Origin of the sequence: Geomonas sp. Red32, assembly GCF_023652955.1 — a bacterium.
Lineage (GTDB): Bacteria > Desulfobacterota > Desulfuromonadia > Geobacterales > Geobacteraceae > Geomonas.
The window spans coordinates 291,050-309,630 of sequence record NZ_JAKLOY010000003.1; the positions used below are offsets into that span (position 1 = coordinate 291,050).

General features: G+C 62.8%; 18 protein-coding genes. 17 read left to right on the plus strand and 1 reads right to left on the minus strand.

Annotated elements, in window-relative coordinates:
* Positions 1 to 3: 3 nt before the first annotated feature.
* From L4X63_RS10610 to L4X63_RS10665, 12 genes are all read left to right on the plus strand, one after another.
* On the plus strand, positions 4 to 597 hold the full coding sequence (locus tag L4X63_RS10610; protein ID WP_250678599.1) for a DUF448 domain-containing protein: 594 nt from the start codon (positions 4 to 6) through the stop codon (positions 595 to 597).
* On the plus strand, positions 598 to 3,531 hold the full coding sequence (infB, locus tag L4X63_RS10615) for a translation initiation factor IF-2 (RefSeq protein ID WP_250678600.1): 2,934 nt from the start codon (positions 598 to 600) through the stop codon (positions 3,529 to 3,531).
* Positions 3,532 to 3,818: 287 nt separating this feature from the next.
* The gene (locus L4X63_RS10620; protein WP_250678601.1) at positions 3,819 to 4,178 is read left to right on the plus strand and encodes a ribosome-binding factor A; all 360 of its coding nucleotides are present in this window, start codon (positions 3,819 to 3,821) and stop codon (positions 4,176 to 4,178) included.
* Positions 4,159 to 5,127: a DHH family phosphoesterase gene (locus L4X63_RS10625; protein WP_250678602.1), complete on the plus strand. Its 969-nt coding sequence runs from the start codon at positions 4,159 to 4,161 to the stop codon at positions 5,125 to 5,127. The genes L4X63_RS10620 and L4X63_RS10625 overlap by 20 nt, the downstream gene beginning before the upstream one ends.
* On the plus strand, positions 5,127 to 6,014 hold the full coding sequence (truB, locus tag L4X63_RS10630) for a tRNA pseudouridine(55) synthase TruB (RefSeq protein WP_250678603.1): 888 nt from the start codon (positions 5,127 to 5,129) through the stop codon (positions 6,012 to 6,014). The genes L4X63_RS10625 and truB overlap by 1 nt, the downstream gene beginning before the upstream one ends.
* A gap of 119 nt (positions 6,015 to 6,133) precedes the next feature.
* Positions 6,134 to 6,400 (plus strand): 30S ribosomal protein S15, encoded by a 267-nt coding sequence (gene rpsO / locus L4X63_RS10635; RefSeq protein ID WP_250678604.1) that lies wholly within the window; start codon positions 6,134 to 6,136, stop codon positions 6,398 to 6,400.
* Between the two features lie 175 nt (positions 6,401 to 6,575).
* Positions 6,576 to 8,672 carry a polyribonucleotide nucleotidyltransferase gene (gene pnp, locus L4X63_RS10640; protein WP_250678605.1) on the plus strand — a complete coding sequence of 699 codons (2,097 nt, stop codon included), beginning with the start codon at positions 6,576 to 6,578 and terminating at the stop codon, positions 8,670 to 8,672.
* Positions 8,673 to 8,721: 49 nt separating this feature from the next.
* Positions 8,722 to 9,978, plus strand: coding sequence for a M16 family metallopeptidase (locus L4X63_RS10645; protein WP_250678606.1), 1,257 nt, complete (start codon positions 8,722 to 8,724; stop codon positions 9,976 to 9,978).
* A gap of 12 nt (positions 9,979 to 9,990) precedes the next feature.
* Complete coding sequence (gene dut / locus L4X63_RS10650; RefSeq protein WP_250678607.1) at positions 9,991 to 10,431, plus strand: dUTP diphosphatase; 441 nt, start codon at positions 9,991 to 9,993, stop codon at positions 10,429 to 10,431.
* Positions 10,432 to 10,678: 247 nt separating this feature from the next.
* Positions 10,679 to 11,782 carry an aminopeptidase gene (locus L4X63_RS10655; RefSeq protein ID WP_250678608.1) on the plus strand — a complete coding sequence of 368 codons (1,104 nt, stop codon included), beginning with the start codon at positions 10,679 to 10,681 and terminating at the stop codon, positions 11,780 to 11,782.
* 3 nt (positions 11,783 to 11,785) lie between these two features.
* A complete protein-coding gene (locus L4X63_RS10660) occupies positions 11,786 to 12,397 on the plus strand; it encodes an L-threonylcarbamoyladenylate synthase (RefSeq protein ID WP_250678609.1) in 612 nt (203 codons plus the stop codon).
* A 19-nt stretch (positions 12,398 to 12,416) separates the two neighbouring features.
* Positions 12,417 to 12,773: a hypothetical protein gene (locus L4X63_RS10665; protein ID WP_250678610.1), complete on the plus strand. Its 357-nt coding sequence runs from the start codon at positions 12,417 to 12,419 to the stop codon at positions 12,771 to 12,773.
* 27 nt (positions 12,774 to 12,800) lie between these two features.
* Here L4X63_RS10665 and L4X63_RS10670 read toward each other — a convergent pair whose 3' ends face one another.
* Positions 12,801 to 13,268, minus strand: coding sequence for a hypothetical protein (locus tag L4X63_RS10670; protein WP_250678611.1), 468 nt, complete (start codon positions 13,266 to 13,268; stop codon positions 12,801 to 12,803).
* 297 nt (positions 13,269 to 13,565) lie between these two features.
* On the opposite strand from L4X63_RS10670, the gene queD reads away from it, so the two are divergent.
* The 5 genes from queD to L4X63_RS10695 all read left to right on the plus strand — a co-directional run bounded on the left by queD (position 13,566) and on the right by L4X63_RS10695 (position 18,525).
* Entirely contained in the window at positions 13,566 to 13,934 is a 369-nt protein-coding gene (queD, locus tag L4X63_RS10675; protein WP_250678612.1) for a 6-carboxytetrahydropterin synthase QueD, read from the plus strand.
* Positions 13,927 to 14,682 (plus strand): 7-carboxy-7-deazaguanine synthase QueE, encoded by a 756-nt coding sequence (locus tag L4X63_RS10680; RefSeq protein ID WP_250678613.1) that lies wholly within the window; start codon positions 13,927 to 13,929, stop codon positions 14,680 to 14,682. The genes queD and L4X63_RS10680 overlap by 8 nt, the downstream gene beginning before the upstream one ends.
* A 183-nt stretch (positions 14,683 to 14,865) precedes the next feature.
* Entirely contained in the window at positions 14,866 to 15,783 is a 918-nt protein-coding gene (locus tag L4X63_RS10685) for an AAA family ATPase (RefSeq protein ID WP_250678787.1), read from the plus strand.
* Between the two features lie 101 nt (positions 15,784 to 15,884).
* Positions 15,885 to 16,646, plus strand: a complete 762-nt coding sequence (locus L4X63_RS10690; protein WP_284694581.1) for a DUF58 domain-containing protein — start codon at positions 15,885 to 15,887, stop codon at positions 16,644 to 16,646.
* On the plus strand, positions 16,633 to 18,525 hold the full coding sequence (locus L4X63_RS10695; RefSeq protein ID WP_250678614.1) for a transglutaminase TgpA family protein: 1,893 nt from the start codon (positions 16,633 to 16,635) through the stop codon (positions 18,523 to 18,525). The genes L4X63_RS10690 and L4X63_RS10695 overlap by 14 nt, the downstream gene beginning before the upstream one ends.
* Positions 18,526 to 18,581: the final 56 nt, after the last annotated feature.

An 18,581-nucleotide genomic window follows, 5' to 3' on the forward strand; every position in this document is an offset into this window, starting at 1 on the left:
ACCATGCCCAAGGCCACTCCCGAGAGAAGCTGCCTGGCCTGCCGGGAGCCCAAGGACAAGGGGAGCCTGCTCCGCTTTGTGCTGGCCCCGGACCGGACCCTGGTACCGGACCTGCAGCAAAAGCTTCCCGGGCGCGGCGCGTACACCTGCATGAAGGCGGGCTGTGTGCGGCTCGCCGTCCAGAAAAAGCAGTTCGCCCGGGGCTTCAAGGGCGAGGTGCTCGGCGCCGATGCCGAGGCGCTGGTCAAGCAGGTGGGGGAGCGGCTCGTGGAACGGATCGCCTCCTACATCTCCCTGGCCAACAAGGGAGCAAAGATCGTCTCGGGATCGGACCAGGTCTCCGAGCGGTTGAAAAAAGGGGAGGGTGGCGTCCTCTTCGTGGCCACCGACATCTCGGCCGACATCGGCGAGAGGTTCCGGGGATCGGCCAAGGCTAAAGGGATTCCGGTCATCTCGCTCTTCGACAAGGAGCGGATGGGGGCCCTGGTGGGAAAAGAGATGCGGACGGTGGCTCTGGTTCTGCAGAGCGGGTTCGTGGCGTCTATAAGTTCGGAAATTGAAAAGTACAGGAACTTCTTTGAGGAGGAGCGTGAGTAGATGAGCAAACGCGTATATGAAATAGCTCAGCAGTTGGGGGTCGATAACAAGGAGGTCATGGCGCGGCTGGCAGAAATGGGTCGCGACGTCAAGACCCACATGGCTGTTATTGATGATGCCGATGTGAAGGCACTGACCGCCCCTGCGCAGGCCGCCCACAAAGAGGTTTCCCAGGAGGAAGTCAGGGTCAAGGCGACCCTGATCCGTCGCCGTCCTGCCAAGCCTGCCGAACCGGCTCCCGAGGCCGCCCAGGCGGAAGCTCCGCCCGAGGTTGATGCCGCACCGCAGGAGGCCCCGGCACCGAAGGTCGAGGAGGCCCCGGCCGCCAAGATCATCGAGCGCCCGGCCGCTCCGCGGGCGCGCATCATCGAGGCCGCGCCGCAGGTGGTGAAGGCCGCCGCCCCGGTTGCCCCGGCTCCGTCCGCCCCGGCCGAGAAGGAGGCCCCGGCTCCGGCTGCCGCCGAGCCCGTCAAGGAAGCTCCCACGGCCGCCGTCGAGCCCCCGAAGGCTCCGGCTCCCGAGGCTCCCAAGGCCGAAACCGCTCCTGCCGCCCCCGCGGCGAAAGTTCCGGCTACCGAGGCCCCGAAGGCGGGTGCCGCCTCCGCCGCGGCTCCGGCTGCCGCCGCTCCGGCTCCCGCCGCAAAACCGGAAGAGGAAAGGGCAACCGCAACCAGGGCGAAGATCCTCGGCCGGGTAGAGATCCCCATTCCGGCCCAGCGCCCGCACGAGCGCCGCGAGTACCAGCAGCGTCCCGCTACCGGCGAACGTCCGGCTCCCCGCCCCGGCATGCCGCGCGGCGTCGAGCGCCCCGGCACCGAGCGTCCGGCTCCGCGTCCGGGTGCAGGCCGTCCCGGCGAGCGTCCGGCTGGCGGTCCCTCGACCCGTCCCGATCGTCCGGCTCCCCTGGGGCCGATCGACGCCGGCGCCGCCCTGGACGATCGCCGCAAAGGGAGAAAGGGCCCGGTAGCCCCTGCCCCCGGTGGCGGTGGCGGCGGCGACTTCGCCAAGGCCGGTAAGAAAGGTCCTGCCGGCAAAGGGAAGAAGGAGGCCTTCAAAAAGCCGGATCTCCTCGACAAGCGCGAGCGGATCTTCGAGCCCGGCCCCCGCTCTGGCAAAGGGAGAAAGGGGAGGGTCGAGAAGGTCCAGATCGGCAAGAAGACCGAGATCACGGTGCCGAAGGCTATCAAGAGGATCATCAAGATCAGCGAGTCGATCACCGTCGGCGAGCTCGCCAAGAGGATGGGGATCAAGGCTACCGACCTCATCCGCGCCCTGATGAAGATGGGGGTCATGGCCACCATCAACCACCCGCTCGATTTCGATACCGCGACCATCCTGGCCACCGATTTCGGCTACGAGATCGAAAACGTGGCGCTCGACGTGGACGAGATGCTGGAAGCCGAGCCGGATGCACCGGAGGCTCTCCAGAAACGTCCGCCGGTCGTCACCATCATGGGTCACGTCGACCACGGTAAGACCTCGCTCCTCGACGCCATCCGCGAGACCAACGTCATCGCCGGCGAGGCAGGCGGGATCACCCAGCACATCGGCGCCTACGACGTCGAGCTCAAAGGCAGGAAGATCACCTTCCTCGATACCCCGGGCCACGAGGCGTTCACCGCCATGCGCGCCAGGGGTGCCAAGGTCACCGACATCGTCATCCTGGTGGTTGCCGCCGACGACGGCGTCATGCCGCAGACCCGCGAGGCGATCAACCACTCCAAGGCTGCCGGGGTGCCGATCATCATCGCGATCAACAAGATCGACAAGCCGGACGCCAACCCGAGCAAGGTCAAGCAGGAGCTGATGGAGTTCGGCCTGGTCTCGGAAGAGTGGGGGGGCGACACCATCTTCGTGGAAGTCTCCGCCAAGAAGCGGATCAACCTCGAAGAGCTCCTCGAGATGGTCCTCCTCCAGGCGGATGTCCTCGAGCTCAAGGCCAACCCGGACAAACCGGCCCGCGGCACCATCGTCGAAGCCAAGCTCGACAAGGGGCGCGGCCCGGTGGCCACCGTCCTCGTCCAGGAAGGTACCCTCAAGGGGAGCGACTACTTCGTGGCCGGCGTCCACTACGGCCGCGTCCGCGCCATGCAGAACAACCGCGGCGAGAAGGTCCAGTCGGCCGGTCCCGCCATGCCGGTTGAAGTCATCGGCTTCACCGGGGTACCGGACGCTGGCGACGTCTTCGTGGCGCTGGCCGACGAGAAGCAGGCCAAAGAGATCGCCAACCACCGCCAGGCGAAGCTCCGCGAGCAGGAACTTGCCAAGAACAGCAAGCTCTCCCTGGAGCAGCTCTACGAGAAGATCCAGAAGGGCGAGGTCAAGGATCTCAACACCATCGTCAAGGGCGACGTGCAGGGCTCCGTGGAAGCGGTTGCCGAGTCCCTCAAGAAGCTCACCACCGATGCGGTCCGCCTCAACGTGCTGCACGCCTCGGTCGGCGCCATCACCGAGACCGACGTCAACCTGGCCAGCGCCTCCAACGCCATCATCTTGGGCTTCAACGTCCGTCCGGAGGTCAAGGCGGCGGCCCTGGCCGAGAAGGAAGGGGTCGACATCCGCCTCTACAACATCATCTACGACGCGGTGGACGACATCAAGAAGGCCATGGAAGGGCTCCTCGAGCCGACCTTCAGGGAGAAGGCGCTCGGCCGCGCCGAGGTCAGGGAAACCTTCCAGGTGCCCAAGCACGGTACCGTCGCCGGCTCCTACGTCACCGACGGCAAGATCGTCAGGAACGCCCTGGTCCGTCTGCTGCGGGACAACGTGGTCATCCACGAAGGGAAGCTCGCGAGCCTCCGCCGCTTCAAGGACGACGTCAAGGACGTGGCCACCGGCTACGAGTGCGGTATGTCGATCGAGAACTACAACGACCTCAAGGTCGGCGACATCATCGAGTGCTACGAGATGGAGAAGGTCGCCGCCAAGCTGTAGTCGGCTACATCCCCCGGTCATCACAAGTCCCCCTTGTCAAAGGGGGATTTAGGGGGATTTGCCTCTCCCTCAGGGGGGGGCAACAGGTGTAACCGTAGCCGCAGGTCGCGTTGATGAATGAAACGCGACGGGCCGCCAGGCCATCAGGATGCATGTCGCGTTTCACGGAGAAGCTGTTCAACGCGACCTACGCCTGTCACAGAACTAGTCTAAGTCAAATCCCCCCTGCCCCCCTTTAACAAGGGGGGATATTCGGGGAATGATGGAATTGAGAGAGTAAGCAAGAAATGGTTAAGCGTTCAGATAAAGTAGCCGAACAGACCCACAAGATCATCTCCGAACTATTGATCAAGGGGCTCAAAGATCCCCGCATCGGGTTCGTCACCATCACGGGCGTCAAGCTCACAACCGACATGCGCCAGGCCACCGTTTACTTCACCGTCATCGGGTCCGACCAGGAGAAGAAGAACACCGAAGCCGGGTTGAACAGCGCGAAGGGATTCATCAGGAAAGAGCTCGGTCACCAGCTCATGATGAGATTCATCCCCGAGGTACTGTTCAAGTACGACACCTCGGTAGAGTACGGGCAGCATATCGAACAGATTCTCAAGGAGATAGGGACCACGGATGACGGCGACGAAAACTGAGATGGCGGCCATCGCGGCCGAGATTACCAACAACTCCAGTTTCCTGATCACCAGCCATGAAAGTCCCGACCCGGACGCGGTCGGTTCCACCCTCGCCCTTGCCAACTACCTCACTTCCCGGGGCAAGGACGTCACCATCTATCTTCAAGACCCGGTTCCTGCCAGCTGCATGTTCCTTCCCATGGCGAAGGACGTCGTGTCGGAGCTTCCGGACCGCGACTTCGAGGTCTGCTTCGTGCTCGACATCGGCGAGTTCCGCCGGGCCGGCAAGGCTATCACCACCTCCACCCGGATCAACCGTTTCATCAACGTCGACCATCACCTCGGGTGCGAGAACTTCGGCGTCCACAACGTGATCGATCCGACTGCGTGCGCCACCGCCGCGCTCATCTACCGGATCATCAAAGAGTGCGGCGACGAGGTCGACTATCCGACCGGCCTTTGCATCTACACCGCCATCCTGAGCGATACCGGGAGCTTCCATTACTCGAACTCCACTCCCGAAGCCTTCGCCATCGCCGGCGAGATGATAGGCAAGGGGGTCAATGCCTGGAACGTCAACGAGAACCTCTACGAGAGCGAGCCGCTCCAGCGCATCGCCCTGTTGGCGCTCGCCCTTTCCGATCTGACCATTTCCCAAAGCGGCGAGTACGCCTCGGTCACCGTCACCCTCGACATGTACGAGAAGACCGGCGCCACCGCCGAGGATACCGACCGCTTCATCAACTACCCCCGCTCCATCAGGGGGGTGGAAGTTGCGCTCTTCTTCCGCCAGATCGACGAGAACAGCTTCAAGATCGGCTTCAGGTCCAAGGGTAAGATCAACGTCGCCGCGGTTTCCGCCTCCTTCGGCGGGGGCGGGCACCACAACGCCGCCGGCTGCACCATCAACGGGACGCTGGCCGAGGTCAAGAAGCTGGTCTTCGAGCGCCTGGAACAGATGCGCTGATGCTCGACGGTTTTTTTGTGATCGACAAGGCGGCGGGCGTCTCCTCCCATGACGTGGTCGCCAAGGTCAGGCGCGCCATCGGGCAGAAGAAGGTCGGCCATACCGGCACCCTGGATCCTTTCGCCACCGGCGTTCTCCCGGTCGCGGTGGGGGAGGGGACCAAGGCCATCCAGTTCCTGGACGAGTCGGAGAAGGAGTACCGGGCAGTTCTCAAGCTCGGGATCGCCACCGACACCCAGGATCTGACCGGCACCGTAATCGCCGAGCGGGACGCTTCGCAGCTTACCCCTGAGGACCTGGAACGGCTGGTGCCGACCTTCCTCGGGAAGCTCGACCAGCTCCCCCCCATGTTCTCGGCTTTGAAGCGGGACGGGGTGCCGCTCTACAAACTGGCCCGCAAGGGGGTGGAGATCGAGCGCGAGACCCGCGAGGTCGAGATCCACTCGCTCACCTTCGACTGGATCCGGCTCCCGGAGGCCTGCTTCACCGTACGCTGCTCGCGCGGGACCTACGTCCGCACGCTGGCGAACGACATCGGCGAGGCGCTCGGCTGCGGGGCTCACCTTTTGTCGCTCAGGCGCCTCAGGAGCGGCATGTTCGAGGAGGCGCGCGCCATCGGCATCGAGGAGCTGGCCGCCGCCGAGGACCAGGCGTCGCTCCTGATCACCCTCGACCAGGCGCTGGCCCATCTCCCCATCCTCCCGTTGAACGGCGAGGGGGAGCGCAAGGTTTCCCATGGGGTCGCTCCCGGCGAGAACGATTTCGCCGCTCCCGCTCCCTGGCTCACTGTCGGCCAAAAGGTGCGACTGTATCAGGGAGAGCGCTTGGCAGCAGTAGGGGAGTACAGCAGTGACAGAACGGTGCGCGTGTTAAGGGGCTTTAACTAGCTATTGTCCTTTACAGGTAGCTGTTTTTGTGTTAAACAAGGGGGATGATGATCTTTCCGCGATTTCTATTGTCGCGGCGCAGACATAAACATTTTGTAACTGGAAGGAGGTGTAAGAAAATGCTGGCAACCGAAAAGAAACAGGATATCATCTCTGCTCATAAGCTCCATGACTCCGACACCGGGTCTCCGGAAGTGCAGATCGCGATCCTCTCCGAGCGCATCACGTATCTCACCGAGCACTTTAAAGTGCACAAGAAGGATCACCACAGCCGTCGCGGTCTGTTGAAGATAGTCGGTCAGAGAAGGGGTCTGCTTGACTATCTGAAGAAGAAAGACGTCAACAGGTACAAAGCGATCATCGAGAAACTCGGTATCAGAAGGTAACAGAAGGCAGTATACCTCCACGGGTATATTGCCTTTCCTCTTTTTTTCGCAAGGGCCTTAGTGCCCTTTTCTCTTTGTTGGGGGCGTGGATAAATGCGTTTTGCCCGCTGCGGCAGGACGTCTTTATCGGCGGCCCCAACACCAACCTCAATACGTAATCAGGAGGCCGTTTAACATGGCACAACACACAGTACAGGCAGAATGCTGCGGCAAGACCATCACCATAGAAACCGGCAAGATCGCCAAGCAGGCGAGCGGCGCCGTCATGATCAAAAGCGGCGACACCATGGTGCTGGTCACCGCGGTGGCTATGAAGACCGCCAAAGAAGGGCAGGGCTTCTTCCCGCTCACCGTTAACTACCAGGAGAAGGCGTACGCAGGCGGCCGCATCCCCGGCTCCTTCTTCAAGCGCGAGGGGCGTCCCTCCGACAACGAAACCCTCACCTGCCGTCTCATCGACCGCCCGATCCGTCCGCTGTTCCCGGAGAACTTCCTGAACGACACCCAGATCATGGCCACCGTCATGTCGGCGGACAAGGACCACGATCCGGGCATCCTCTCCATGATCGGCGCCTCCGCGGCCCTCATGGTCTCCGACGTCCCTTTCGCCGGCCCGATCGCCGGCGTCAAGGTCGGCCGCGTCGACGGTCAGCTGATCGCCAACCCCTCCGCCGAGCAGGAAGAGAAGAGCGACCTGGAGATCGTGATCGCCGCCAGCAAGGACGCCATCCTGATGGTCGAAGGCTCGGCCGCCGAGGTTTCCGAGAACGATCTTTTGGAAGCCATCTTCTTCGGCCACGCCGCCGTGCAGCCGATCCTGGCCGCCCAGGAAGAGCTGGCCGCCAAGGTCGGCACCGCCAAGCGCGTCATCGCCCCGCCGGTGGTTAACGAGGAGCTGAAAGCCAAGGTCAAGGCGCTCGCCTACGACAAGATGAAGGAAGCGGTCCGCATCAAGACCAAGATGGAGCGTCACGACGTCATCGACGCCATCACCGCCGAGGCCGTCGCCGCCGTTGCCGGTGAGTACCCTGATTCCGAGAAGGAAGTGAAGACCTTCATGGAAGACTTCGAGTACGACCTGGTCCGCGAGCACATCATCAAGGACGGCGAGCGTATCGACGGCCGCGACACCAAGACCATCCGCGCCATTTCCACCGAGGTGAGCCTGCTCCCGCGCGCCCACGGTTCCGCCCTCTTCACCCGCGGCGAGACCCAGGCCATCGTGGCCGCCACCCTCGGCACCTCGGTCGACGAGCAGCGCATCGACTCGCTCTACGGCGACTCCAGGAAGAAGTTCCTCCTTCACTACAACTTCCCGCCGTACTCCGTCGGCGAGACCAGCTTCCGCCTGGCTCCGGGGCGCCGCGAGATCGGCCACGGCATGCTGGCCGAGCGCGCCCTGCAGCAGGTGCTCCCGAAGCATGACGACTTCCCCTACACCATCCGGATCGTCTCCGACATCACCGAGTCCAACGGCTCCTCCTCCATGGCCACCGTCTGCGGCGGTGCGCTTTCCATGATGGACGCCGGTATCCCGATCAAGGCTCCGGTAGCCGGTATCGCCATGGGCCTCATCAAGGAAGGCAACGACTTCGCCATCCTCTCCGACATCCTCGGTGACGAGGACCACCTGGGCGACATGGACTTCAAAGTGGCCGGTACCGCCGACGGCGTCACCGCGCTGCAGATGGACATCAAGATCGGCGGCGTGACCCGCGAGATCATGCAGGCAGCCCTCGCCCAGGCCAAAGCAGGCCGTCTCCACATCCTCGGCGAAATGGCGAAGAGCCTGGAGAAGCCGAGGACCGATCTTTCCGCCTTCGCCCCGCGCATCACCACCATCTGGGTCAAGGTCGACAAGATCCGCGACGTCATCGGTTCCGGCGGCAAGAACATCCGCTCGGTCACCGAGGCTACCGGCGTCAGCATCGATATCGAGGACACCGGTAAGATCAACATCGCTTCCACCAACAAGGAAGCCTGCGATCTCGCCATCAAGATGATCCGTAACCTCACCGCCGAGGCCGAGGAAGGCAAGCTCTACATGGGCACCGTCAAAAAGATCATGGAATTCGGCGCTTTCGTCGAAATCTTCCCGGGCACCGACGGCCTCGTCCACATCTCCGAGCTCGACACCGAGCGCGTGAAAAACGTCACCGACGTCCTCAACGAGGGTGACCGCGTCCTGGTCAAGTGCATCGGCATCGACAAGCAGGGCAAGATCAAGCTCTCCCGTAAAGAGGCGCTGGGCGCCACTTTCACCGAGGAGTAAAATCTCCCGCCTGCTGGCACTTCACGACTTTCACGGTATAGTTTTAGCCATGATAAAAAAGTCCATACTCGAAAACGGTATCCGCGTAATCACTGAGCGGATACCGTACGCCAGCTCAGTTTCCATCGGAATTTGGGTCGCCAACGGCTCCCGCCACGAACGGCGGGAGCTGAATGGCGTCGCCCATTTCATCGAACATCTCCTCTTCAAAGGAACCGAACGCAGAAGCGCCCTGGACATCGCCCGCGAGATCGACTCGGTGGGCGGGGTCCTCAACGCCTTCACCAGCCGCGAGTACGTCTGTTACTACGCGAAAGTGCTCGACAAGTTCCTCCCCAACGCCGTCGATCTTCTGACCGACATCTTCCTCCATTCAACCTTCGACCCCGAAGAGATCGAAAAGGAACGCCGCGTGGTGCTCCAGGAGATCAACATGATGGAGGACACCCCGGACGACCTGATCCACGACATCTTCCATCAGCAATTCTGGATGGGGCACCCGCTCGGGATGTCGATCCTGGGCGATGCCGAAAGCGTCGGCGGGCTCACCCGGGATGCCATCGTGGGGTACAAGGAGCACATGTACCGCGGCGACGACATCATCGTCTCGGCGGCCGGTAACCTCACCCACGAGGAACTCGTCTCGCTGGTGGAGCAGCACCTCCACGTGCTCCCCTCCGGCTCCGGGCGCGTGGAAACCGCGCTCCCCGTTTACGAGCGCCGCTTGGAGATCGCCGAGAAAGACCTGGAGCAGGTCCACGTCTGCCTGGGACTCAAGGGGGTACAGCAGAACGCGCCCGAACGGTATGACGCATTCATCCTCAATACCATCCTCGGCGGCTCGATGAGCTCGCGGCTCTTCCAGGAAGTCCGCGAGAAGAGCGGGCTCGCTTACTCGGTTTACTCCTACCTCGCCTCCCACGCCGATGCCGGGTCGCTGGTGGTCTACGCAGGCGCGAGCCCGGAGAACAGCGAGGAGCTTTTGGACATCCTGCTTCGCGAGCTTCGCCGCTTCAAGGAAGAGCCGGTCACCCTGTGCCAGCTGGACGCCGCCCGCGACCAGCTCAAGGGGAACCTCCTTTTGTCGCTCGAGTCGAGCGATAACCGGATGTCGCGCCTGGCCAAGAACGAGATCTACTTCGGCGCGCCGCTGCTTCTTACCGACATCATGGCCGGCTTCGATGCGGTCAGCTCGCAGAGCATCCAGGCCCTCGCCAACAACATCCTCGACAATTCAGCCCTCACGCTGGTAATGCTGGGAAGGGTGAATCCCTCGCAGTTCGTCCCCGCGCAGATCAACGTATAGAATCGAGATTCCATGACCAGCCTCACCGTCCGCATAAAGAAGCTCAGGGAGACCTCCATCCCGAGTTACCAGACCGAGCATGCCGCCGGCGTCGACCTGCACGCCGCCCTTGATGCACCGTTCATGCTGAAACCGGGCGAGCGCGCACTGGTTCCGACCGGGCTCGCGCTGGAGATTCCTCCCGGGTACGAGGCGCAGGTGCGGCCGAGAAGCGGGCTGGCGCTTCGCCATGGCATCGCGCTGGTCAACTCTCCCGGCACCATCGACGCCGACTACCGGGGCGAGGTGGGGGTGATCCTGATCAACCTGGGGAGCGAGCCCTTCACCGTACAAGACGGCGAGCGGATCGCCCAGATGGTCTTCGCCAAATGCGAGCGGGCTTCTTTCGTGGAGGTCGAGGAACTGGGCGATACCGGCCGCGGCAGCGGCGGCTTCGGGCATACGGGAAGGTAGACCCACCCTTGCCTTAAAGACCTCACCCTGCCAATGGTTCCCCCCTTGTTAAAGGGGGGACAGGGGGGATTTGCCTTTGACATGGCATCCACGTCCAATCCCCCGGCGCCCCTTTGGCGAGGGGGGGAGAGCTATCGAAGGTCGCGGCTATTCCCTTTAATGAGCTTTACCTCCCTTGCGTCTTGCATTAAAATATAGATGTTATGCGTCAACCCAAGCCCAACAACAACCAGATGGGGGTAGCGGCATGAAAGATCCACGCAACAGGCAGTTAGCAGAAGTTCTCGTCAACTACTCGACCCGGGTGGAACCGGGCGACGTCGTGCTGATCTCCGCTTCCGGTTTCGAGGCGGCACCCTTGGTGAAGGAGATCTACGCCCTCTGCATCGAGAAGGGCGCGGCCTACGTCGAGTACGAGTTCACCTCTCCCGATATCAACCGCTACTTCTTCAACAAGGCCAGCGAAGAGCAGCTCTCCTACTTCCCTGAGCACAAGCTCGAGTTCATGAAGAAGGCGACCGTCTTCATCGGCCTGACCGCCTCCGACAACTCCATGGTCATGGCCCAGGCCAACCAGGCCAGCATGATCGCCTGGTCGAAAAAGGTGCGCCCGATCATCGACCAGAGGGTCAAGCATACCCGCTGGGTGATCACCCGTTACCCGACCCACGGCGCCGCCCAGGAGGCGCGCATGAGCCTCGACGAGTACGCCGACTACCTGTTCGCCGCCACCTGCATGGATTGGGAGGCGGAGTCGAAGAAGCAGGACGCGCTGAAGGCGTGCATGGACGCCGCCGACCGGGTCCGCATCGTCGCGAGCGATACCAACCTCTCCTTCAGCCTCAAGGGGCTCCCGGGCATCAAGTGCGACGGCCGCCTCAACATCCCGGACGGCGAAGTCTTTTCGGCCCCGGTGCGCGATTCGGTGGAGGGGTACATCACCTACAACTGCCCGACCGTCTATCAAGGGAAAGAGTTCAACAACGTCCGCCTCGAGTTCGAGAAGGGTAAGATCGTCAAGGCCACCTCGCCGGGGATGGACGCCGAATTGAACCGTATCCTCGACACCGACGAGGGGGCGCGCTACGTGGGCGAGTTCGCCATCGGCGTCAACCCGAGCATCCGGGTCCCGATGCGCAACATCCTCTTCGACGAAAAGATCTTCGGCTCCATCCACTTCACCCCCGGTCAGGCCTACGACGAGTGCGACAACGGCAACCGTTCGGCGGTCCACTGGGACATGGTGAAGATCCTTGTTGGCGACGGTGAGCTGTGGTTCGACGATATCCTGATCCAGAAGGACGGCCGCTTCGTGCACAAGCCGCTTCTGGGGCTGAACCCCGTGGAGTAAGCCATGCTGCTGGAGATCAACCCACAAAACCCGCAGCCGCGGCTGATCGAGAAGGTGGTCGAGACCCTGAAAAAGGACGGTGTGGTGGCGTATCCCACCGACACCACCTACGGCATCGGCTGCAGCATCTTCAGCAAGAAGGCCGTGGAGCGGATCTACCTTATCAAGCAACGGGAACGCAAGAAGCCCTTCTCCTTCATCTGCGCTGACATCTCCGAGATCGCCCGCTACGCACGAGTCAGCAACTACGCGTTCAAGCTGATGCGCCGGCTCCTTCCCGGCCCCTACACCTTCGTGCTGGAGGCGAATTCCATCGTTCCCGACCTGCTGTTGACCAAGCAACGGACGGTGGGGATCAGGATTCCGGACAACAGGATCTGCCTCTCCATCGTCCAGGCACTCGGTTCGCCCATCGTCACCACCAGTGCCAACCTCTCCGGCGAGGACCCGATCGGCCACCCGTGGCAGGTGGAGGCCGATCTGGGGAAACAGCTGGATATCGTGGTCGACGGCGGCGAGCTCACCGCCGACGTCAGCTCCGTGGTGAGCCTCATCGGCGACGTTCCCGAGGTGCTCCGCAAAGGGGTGGGAGACGTCAGTTGGGCCGAGCGGTGAGGGTTGTTATAATGGGATCATGCGCAGAGTAATCGTCCGGAGCGGACTCCGGTTCATAGCCACCGGCATCGCCCTCATCCTCGTCGCCATTTTCTTCTCGGCCCAGGTTTCCGATCTTCTCTTCCTGGGGATGGCCGACGACGCGCGGCTGACCTTCCTCGGCTTCTTCGTAGGTGGGATGTGCGCCGGGTGGGGTATCCTCGTTGCGGTCCTCGGCTTCGTGCAACGCGATGTGGGCGAGCGGAAAGTGAAGCTTGCTCCCGCCTTCCTCCTGCTGGTTTCCCTCGTCGTCCTCTTCTTCGTGCTGGTCTACAACTCCTTTACCGCCCCGCCGGCCGCTGCCCCCCTGCAGCAAGGGGAAACCATCACCATCTAAATCGGCGTCGGACCCGCCATACTCACCCTACAGGGGAGGGAGGGCGCTGCGCGTGGCAAGCTGTCCGCTGCAGGTGGCAAATTGTCCGTTGCGCGATGCAAGTTGTCCGTTGCGCATGGCAAGTTGTCCGTTGCGCGATGCAAGTTGTCTGCTGCGCATGGCAAGTTGTCCGTTGCGCGATGCAAGTTGTCTGCTGCGCATGGCAAGTTGTCCGTTGCGCATGGCAAGTTGTCCGTTGCGCATGGCAAGTTGTCTGCTGCGCGCGGCAAGTTGTCTGCTGCGCATGGCAAGTTGTCCGTTGCGCGTGGCAAGTTGTCCGTTGCGCGCGGCAAGTTGTCCGGTGCGCGTGGCAAGTTGTCCGTTGCACGTGGCAAGTTGTCTGCTGCGCGTGGCAAGTTGTCCATTGCGCGTGGCAAGTTGGCCGCTGCACGAGGCAAGTTGGTCGCTGCACGAGGCAAGTTGTCTGCTGCACGAGGCAAGTTGTCTGCTGCACATGGCAAGTTGTCAGTCGCAGGTGGCAAGTTGTCAGTCGCAGGTGGCAAGTTGTCAGTCGCAGGTGGCAAGTTGTTCGTTGCAGGTGACTAGTTGTCTGTTGCACATGGCAAGTTATGTACTGCACGTGACAAGTGGCCGGCGCATCCGACCGGATAGATATGACCGGCCGGCCGGGAATGGAGGGGAGGGGGCAGCCCACCATCCGGACGTGCGCAGCTGCCCCTAAGGGCTGGTAACTCGCCCTGCCGTCGTGTTATAGTGCTTAATCGTCGTAATTCTTTAAATGCTGGAGGAACCATGTACCGTCTCACCATACATACCGCCTTTGCGGCCGCTCATAACCTCATCAACTACCAGGGGGACTGCGAGAACCTGCACGGCCACAACTGGAAGGTCGAAGTCTCCATCACCACCAACGAGCTCGACAAGGCCGGCCTCGGCGTCGACTTCAAGATCCTCAAGCGGGAGACCAACGCCCTGTTGAAGACCCTCGACCACAAGTACCTCAACGAGCTTCCCCCCTTCTCTGTCATCTCGCCGTCGTCGGAGAACATCGCCCGCTACCTGTACGTCGAGCTCACCAAGATCTTCGGCAGCGACAAGGTCAAGGTCGAGATGGTCACCGTCTGGGAATCCGATTTCGCTTCCGCGAGCTACTATGAGTAAGAACGCCACTGCCGCCATGGTCGAGTGCTTCTCCTCCATCCAGGGGGAGGGGATCCTGGTGGGGATGCGGCAGGCCTTCCTCCGCTTTTCCGGATGCAACCTCTCCTGTGCCTTTTGCGATACGCCCGGCATGACCGCTCCGCCCGCCGCCTGCCAGCTCGAGATCACCCCGGGACGTCGCGACTTCATCGAGGTACCCAACCCGCTCTGCTTCAGCCGGGTGCTCACCCTGATCGAGAGCTGGACGGCCGGGTGGCCGGGGATCCACCACTCGATCAGCATCACCGGCGGCGAGCCGCTGCTCCACGGCGCCTTCCTCGCCGAGTGGCTCCCCCAGTTACGGAAGCTCCTCCCGATCCACCTCGAAACCAACGGAACCCTTCCCGCGGTGCTCAAGCCCCTCATGCCGCATCTCGACTACGTGGCCATGGACATCAAGCTCCCTTCCGCCTCCGGTTGCGAGGGGCTGTGGGACGACCACCGCGAGTTTCTCCGCATCGCGTCGGCGGCCAAGGCTTTCGTCAAGGTCGTCATCGACCAGACCACCGAGGATTGGGAGATCCAGCGGGCCTGCGAGATCATCGCCGGAATCGATCGGGCCATCCCGCTCATCCTGCAGCCGGTGACGCTGAACGATGGCACCATTCCCATGTCGCCCCTCCGCATGCTGGAGTTCCAGGAACTGGCCGGTCAGCTGAAGGAAGTGAGGGTGATTCCCCAGACCCACAAGTTCATGGGGCAGCTGTAAAAGTGAGCAAACCGATAGACCACGGATGACACGGATCGATCAGAACAAAGTTTAAAGTCCAGGCCAAAGAAAGGGGGGGCTCCTAAGGGGGCGCCCCCTTTCCTATGTTTCACCGGCTCTGGTATAATGAGTAAATTACTGCCCGGAGGCTAACCTTTGGAAACCTTACCCAAACGCGACGAGATGGTATCGGTGCTCGATACCCTGGTGGGCAAGCATCTGCAGGGAAAGATGAGGGCCCTGCGCCTCTCCCTGATGGCGCTTTTGACCGGCGGGCACATCCTCCTCGAGGACATCCCGGGGCTCGGCAAGACCACCATGGCGCTCGCCTTCGCCAGCGCGCTCGGCCTTTCCTTCGGCAGGGTCCAGTGTACCAGCGACCTCCTCCCTTCCGATATCACCGGGCTCTCCATCTTCGACCGCACCAAGGGGGAGTTCACCTTCATCAAGGGGCCCATCTTCAACAACATCGTACTGATCGACGAGATCAACCGCGCGATGCCCAAGACCCAGAGCGCCCTTTTGGAGGCCATGGAGGAGCGCCGGGTGACCGTGGAGGGGGTGACCTACCAGCTCCCCGATCCTTTCCTGGTGCTCGCTACCCAGAACCCGGTCGAGCAGGTCGGTACCTACCCGCTTCCGGAGTCCCAGATGGACCGCTTCATCATGAGGAGCGGGATCGGCTATCCTCCCGAGGAGACCGAGAAGGGGATCCTCAGGCACGGTTCCATCCGCGACGAGATCCTCCACATTCCGGCCATGGCCAGCCGCGAGGATCTCCTGGAAGCGATCGAGACGGTGCGGACCAAGGTGTACATCGGCGAGAAGGTGACCGACTACGTCTACGCGATCATGAAGGCCACCCGCAACCACCCGCTCATCCTGACCGGTATCTCCACCCGGGGCGGGATCGGCCTCGTTGAAGCCGCCAAGGCGGCGGCCTACCTGCACGGGCGCGCCTTCGTCGCCCCTGAGGATGTGAAGGAGGTGGCCCGGGTGGTCTGCGCCCACCGGCTTATTTTCCGACCGGAACAGGAAGGGGTGGACAAGGAGCAGATATTAGACGCGATACTGAAGGACATACCGATTCCCCTCACATAAAACTCACCAAAGGGGGAGGACTGTACATCGCCTCCACCATCCTGCTGGGCATCGCCGCCGTCAACACCGGCAATAACCTCCTCTACCTCGTCGTCTCCGCGATGCTCTCCTTCATGGCGGCATCGGGGCTTTTGGGGTGGATGAACATCCGCGGCATCTCGGTGCGATTCCAGGTCCCGGACGAGCTGTACGCCGGGATGGAGACCCTCGCCTCGGTGACGGTCGAGAACAGCAAACGCCTCCTTCCCTCCTTCCTGGTCTCCATCACGGTGGCGGGCCACAGCACCCCCTTCATCATGGTCGACCGCCGCGGCACCCACCAGGGATCGCTGCTCCTCTCCTTCGACCGACGCGGAAGGCACGCGATCTCGGCGGCCCTGATCAGTTCACCCTTCCCGGTCAACTTCTTCGTCCGCTTCCGCACCGTCCCGGTTGCCGAAAGCTTCACCGTGTTTCCCACCCCGCGCCCTTCCGGCACCTTTTTCGGGAGCGGCAAGCCGGATGCCGGCCAGCTCGGGGAGAGCACGCAGAAGGGGTACGAAGGGGAGCTCGCCAAGATTTCGGATTACACGGGAGGGGAGTCGCTGCGTCAGATCCACTGGCGCCTGTCGGCCAAGCACGAGGTCTTCAAGGTGAAGGAGCTTACCGCGACCACCGACCGGCCGGTGGTGCTCGAACTGGACCGGGTCCCGGGACGGACCCTGGAGGAGCGGCTTTCCTCTTGCTGCTACCTGGTCAACCGGATGGTGAAGGGGGGGCGGCCGGTGGGGCTCAAGCTGGGCGACCGGGTGATACCTCCCTCCACCTCGAGACCTCATCGCCTTAAACTGCTCGCGGAGCTTGCGCTGTATGGTAAAGATTAAGTCCATCCTCGGCATCCTGACCGTGGTGATCGCCCTCCTGGGGTACCTCCCCCTGCAGGCGTACATCGACCCGTCGGCCCGCTGGTTCTTCCCGGCGGCACTGGCGGTGGGGCTTATCCTGCAGCGCAAGGGGAAAGTGCTCCCTCCCCGCGCGGTGACCGCGGTATCCGTGCTCCTCTTCGTCTACTTCGCAGCCCGTTTCTCGCTCCAGAACCTGATCCAGGTGACCGCCGACCTGCTGGTGGTCTTCCTGGGGATCCGGATGCTCGGCGAGCGAAGCGGACGTAACTACCTGCAGGTCTTCGCCCTCTCCCTCTTCTGCCTGGCCGCCTCCTCCCTCTACAACCTCTCGGCGCTCTTTCTGGGCTACCTGCTCCTGCTCCTGGTTCTTTTGGCCCTCTCCCTGGTGGTGCTGACCTTCCACTCTCACGATCCGGAGATCGCCCTCGAGCGGCAGGAGGCCGGGAAGGCCCTGACCGTCTCCTTCCTCATGCCGGTGGTCTCCGTCCCGATGCTCCTCTTCCTATTCGTGATCCTCCCCCGCACCCAGTTCCCGCTCTGGAACTTCATGAACCCGTCGGCCGCCACCGTAACCGGCTTCAGCGAGAGCGTCAAACCCGGGAGTGCCGCCTCGGTCACCTCCGTGAAGGGGACCGTGCTCCGGGCGGTCTGCCGGGAGCTGCCGGACCAGCAACTGTACTGGCGGGGGATCGTCTTCAACGGTTTCAAGGGAGACGCTTGGGTCAGGCTCCCGCTTCCCGCCGAGCGGGTGGTCAGGGTAGGGGAGGGGCTCCCGGTAAGCCAGGAGATCTATCCCGAGCCGTCGCGCAACCCCTACCTGCTGGCGCTTAACATCCCGGCCTCCCTTTCGGGGGTGCGCAACGAGGCCGCGGGGGACCAGGTCTTCGTCTCCCGGACACCGTTGGAGCGGCGGCTTAAGTACCAGGCTGTATCCTTTCCCTACGGGGCTCTCAAGGTGGCAGGGGGGATCGACCGCGAGGAGTACCTCGGCCTCCCCGCCACCGTCTCGGCCAGGGTAAGGAGCAAAGGGGAGGAATTGGCCCGGGGCGGTTCCTCTGTGCAAAAGCTGAAACTGGTGGAGGATTTCTTCCGCGCCCAGCGCCTCACCTACGCGACCACCGGTCTTCCGGTGGGGGCCGATGCCGTCGATTCCTTCCTCTTCGTCAAGAAGCGGGGGCACTGCGAGCTCTTCGCGTCCGCCTGCGCGACCCTTTTGAGGCTTGCCGGGGTGCCCGCCCGGCTGGTGGGAGGGTACCGCGGGGGGACCTACAACGCGATGGGTGGCTACTATGTGGTGACCGAGGACATGGCGCATGTCTGGGTGGAGGTCTACCAGGAGGGTAGGGGGTGGGTGACCGTCGATCCCAGTGCCTGGTCGAGCGGCTTCGCCAGCGGCAGGAGCGCCGGAAGGGAGCTCAGGATGTATTTCGACGCCCTCGGTTTCTACTGGAACAAGGCGGTCATCACCTACGACCTCGAAAAGCAGATCTCCCTGGTGCGGACCGCAGGGGTGCGGGCGCGCGACCTCCGGCTCCCCCGCGGAGTGCTGCCGGTGGCGGGATGGTGGACGGCTGCGGCCGGGGCGGTGGCGCTCCTTTTGACCTTGTACCTGAGGGGGGGAGTGGGGAGGGAGGCGCGCCTCCTCCGCAGTCTCCTGCGGGTCCTGGCGCGGCGCTATCCGGACGCGTCCGGTGGGGGGCGCGGGCTCTTCGAACTGGCCGAGTCGGTGGGGGATGAGCGCGTCAAGGAGTTCGCCGCCCTCTACGGCGGGGCCGTCTATGGCGACCGCGAACTCACCGCCGGAGAACTGTCGAGACTTAGGGAGATTATCCGCGAAATCAGGCAGGAAGCGACTTGACACCGCCCCCTCTTTGGATGTAGTTTACAAACCTTATTTCTACGAGATACGGGACA

Excerpts from the sequence above, each read along its gene's own strand:
- L4X63_RS10610 (WP_250678599.1), top strand. The coding sequence starts at position 4 with ATGCCCAAGGCCACTCCCGAGAGAAGCTGCCTGGCCTGCCGGGAGCCC.
- infB (WP_250678600.1), top strand. The coding sequence starts at position 598 with ATGAGCAAACGCGTATATGAAATAGCTCAGCAGTTGGGGGTCGATAAC.
- L4X63_RS10620 (WP_250678601.1), top strand. The coding sequence starts at position 3,819 with ATGGTTAAGCGTTCAGATAAAGTAGCCGAACAGACCCACAAGATCATC.
- L4X63_RS10625 (WP_250678602.1), top strand. The coding sequence starts at position 4,159 with ATGACGGCGACGAAAACTGAGATGGCGGCCATCGCGGCCGAGATTACC.
- truB (WP_250678603.1), top strand. The coding sequence starts at position 5,127 with ATGCTCGACGGTTTTTTTGTGATCGACAAGGCGGCGGGCGTCTCCTCC.
- rpsO (WP_250678604.1), top strand. The coding sequence starts at position 6,134 with ATGCTGGCAACCGAAAAGAAACAGGATATCATCTCTGCTCATAAGCTC.
- pnp (WP_250678605.1), top strand. The coding sequence starts at position 6,576 with ATGGCACAACACACAGTACAGGCAGAATGCTGCGGCAAGACCATCACC.
- L4X63_RS10645 (WP_250678606.1), top strand. The coding sequence starts at position 8,722 with ATGATAAAAAAGTCCATACTCGAAAACGGTATCCGCGTAATCACTGAG.
- dut (WP_250678607.1), top strand. The coding sequence starts at position 9,991 with ATGACCAGCCTCACCGTCCGCATAAAGAAGCTCAGGGAGACCTCCATC.
- L4X63_RS10655 (WP_250678608.1), top strand. The coding sequence starts at position 10,679 with ATGAAAGATCCACGCAACAGGCAGTTAGCAGAAGTTCTCGTCAACTAC.
- L4X63_RS10660 (WP_250678609.1), top strand. The coding sequence starts at position 11,786 with ATGCTGCTGGAGATCAACCCACAAAACCCGCAGCCGCGGCTGATCGAG.
- L4X63_RS10665 (WP_250678610.1), top strand. The coding sequence starts at position 12,417 with ATGCGCAGAGTAATCGTCCGGAGCGGACTCCGGTTCATAGCCACCGGC.
- L4X63_RS10670 (WP_250678611.1), bottom strand. The coding sequence starts at position 13,268 with ATGTGCAGCAGACAACTTGCCTCGTGCAGCAGACAACTTGCCTCGTGC.
- queD (WP_250678612.1), top strand. The coding sequence starts at position 13,566 with ATGTACCGTCTCACCATACATACCGCCTTTGCGGCCGCTCATAACCTC.
- L4X63_RS10680 (WP_250678613.1), top strand. The coding sequence starts at position 13,927 with ATGAGTAAGAACGCCACTGCCGCCATGGTCGAGTGCTTCTCCTCCATC.
- L4X63_RS10685 (WP_250678787.1), top strand. The coding sequence starts at position 14,866 with ATGGTATCGGTGCTCGATACCCTGGTGGGCAAGCATCTGCAGGGAAAG.
- L4X63_RS10690 (WP_284694581.1), top strand. The coding sequence starts at position 15,885 with ATGCTCTCCTTCATGGCGGCATCGGGGCTTTTGGGGTGGATGAACATC.
- L4X63_RS10695 (WP_250678614.1), top strand. The coding sequence starts at position 16,633 with ATGGTAAAGATTAAGTCCATCCTCGGCATCCTGACCGTGGTGATCGCC.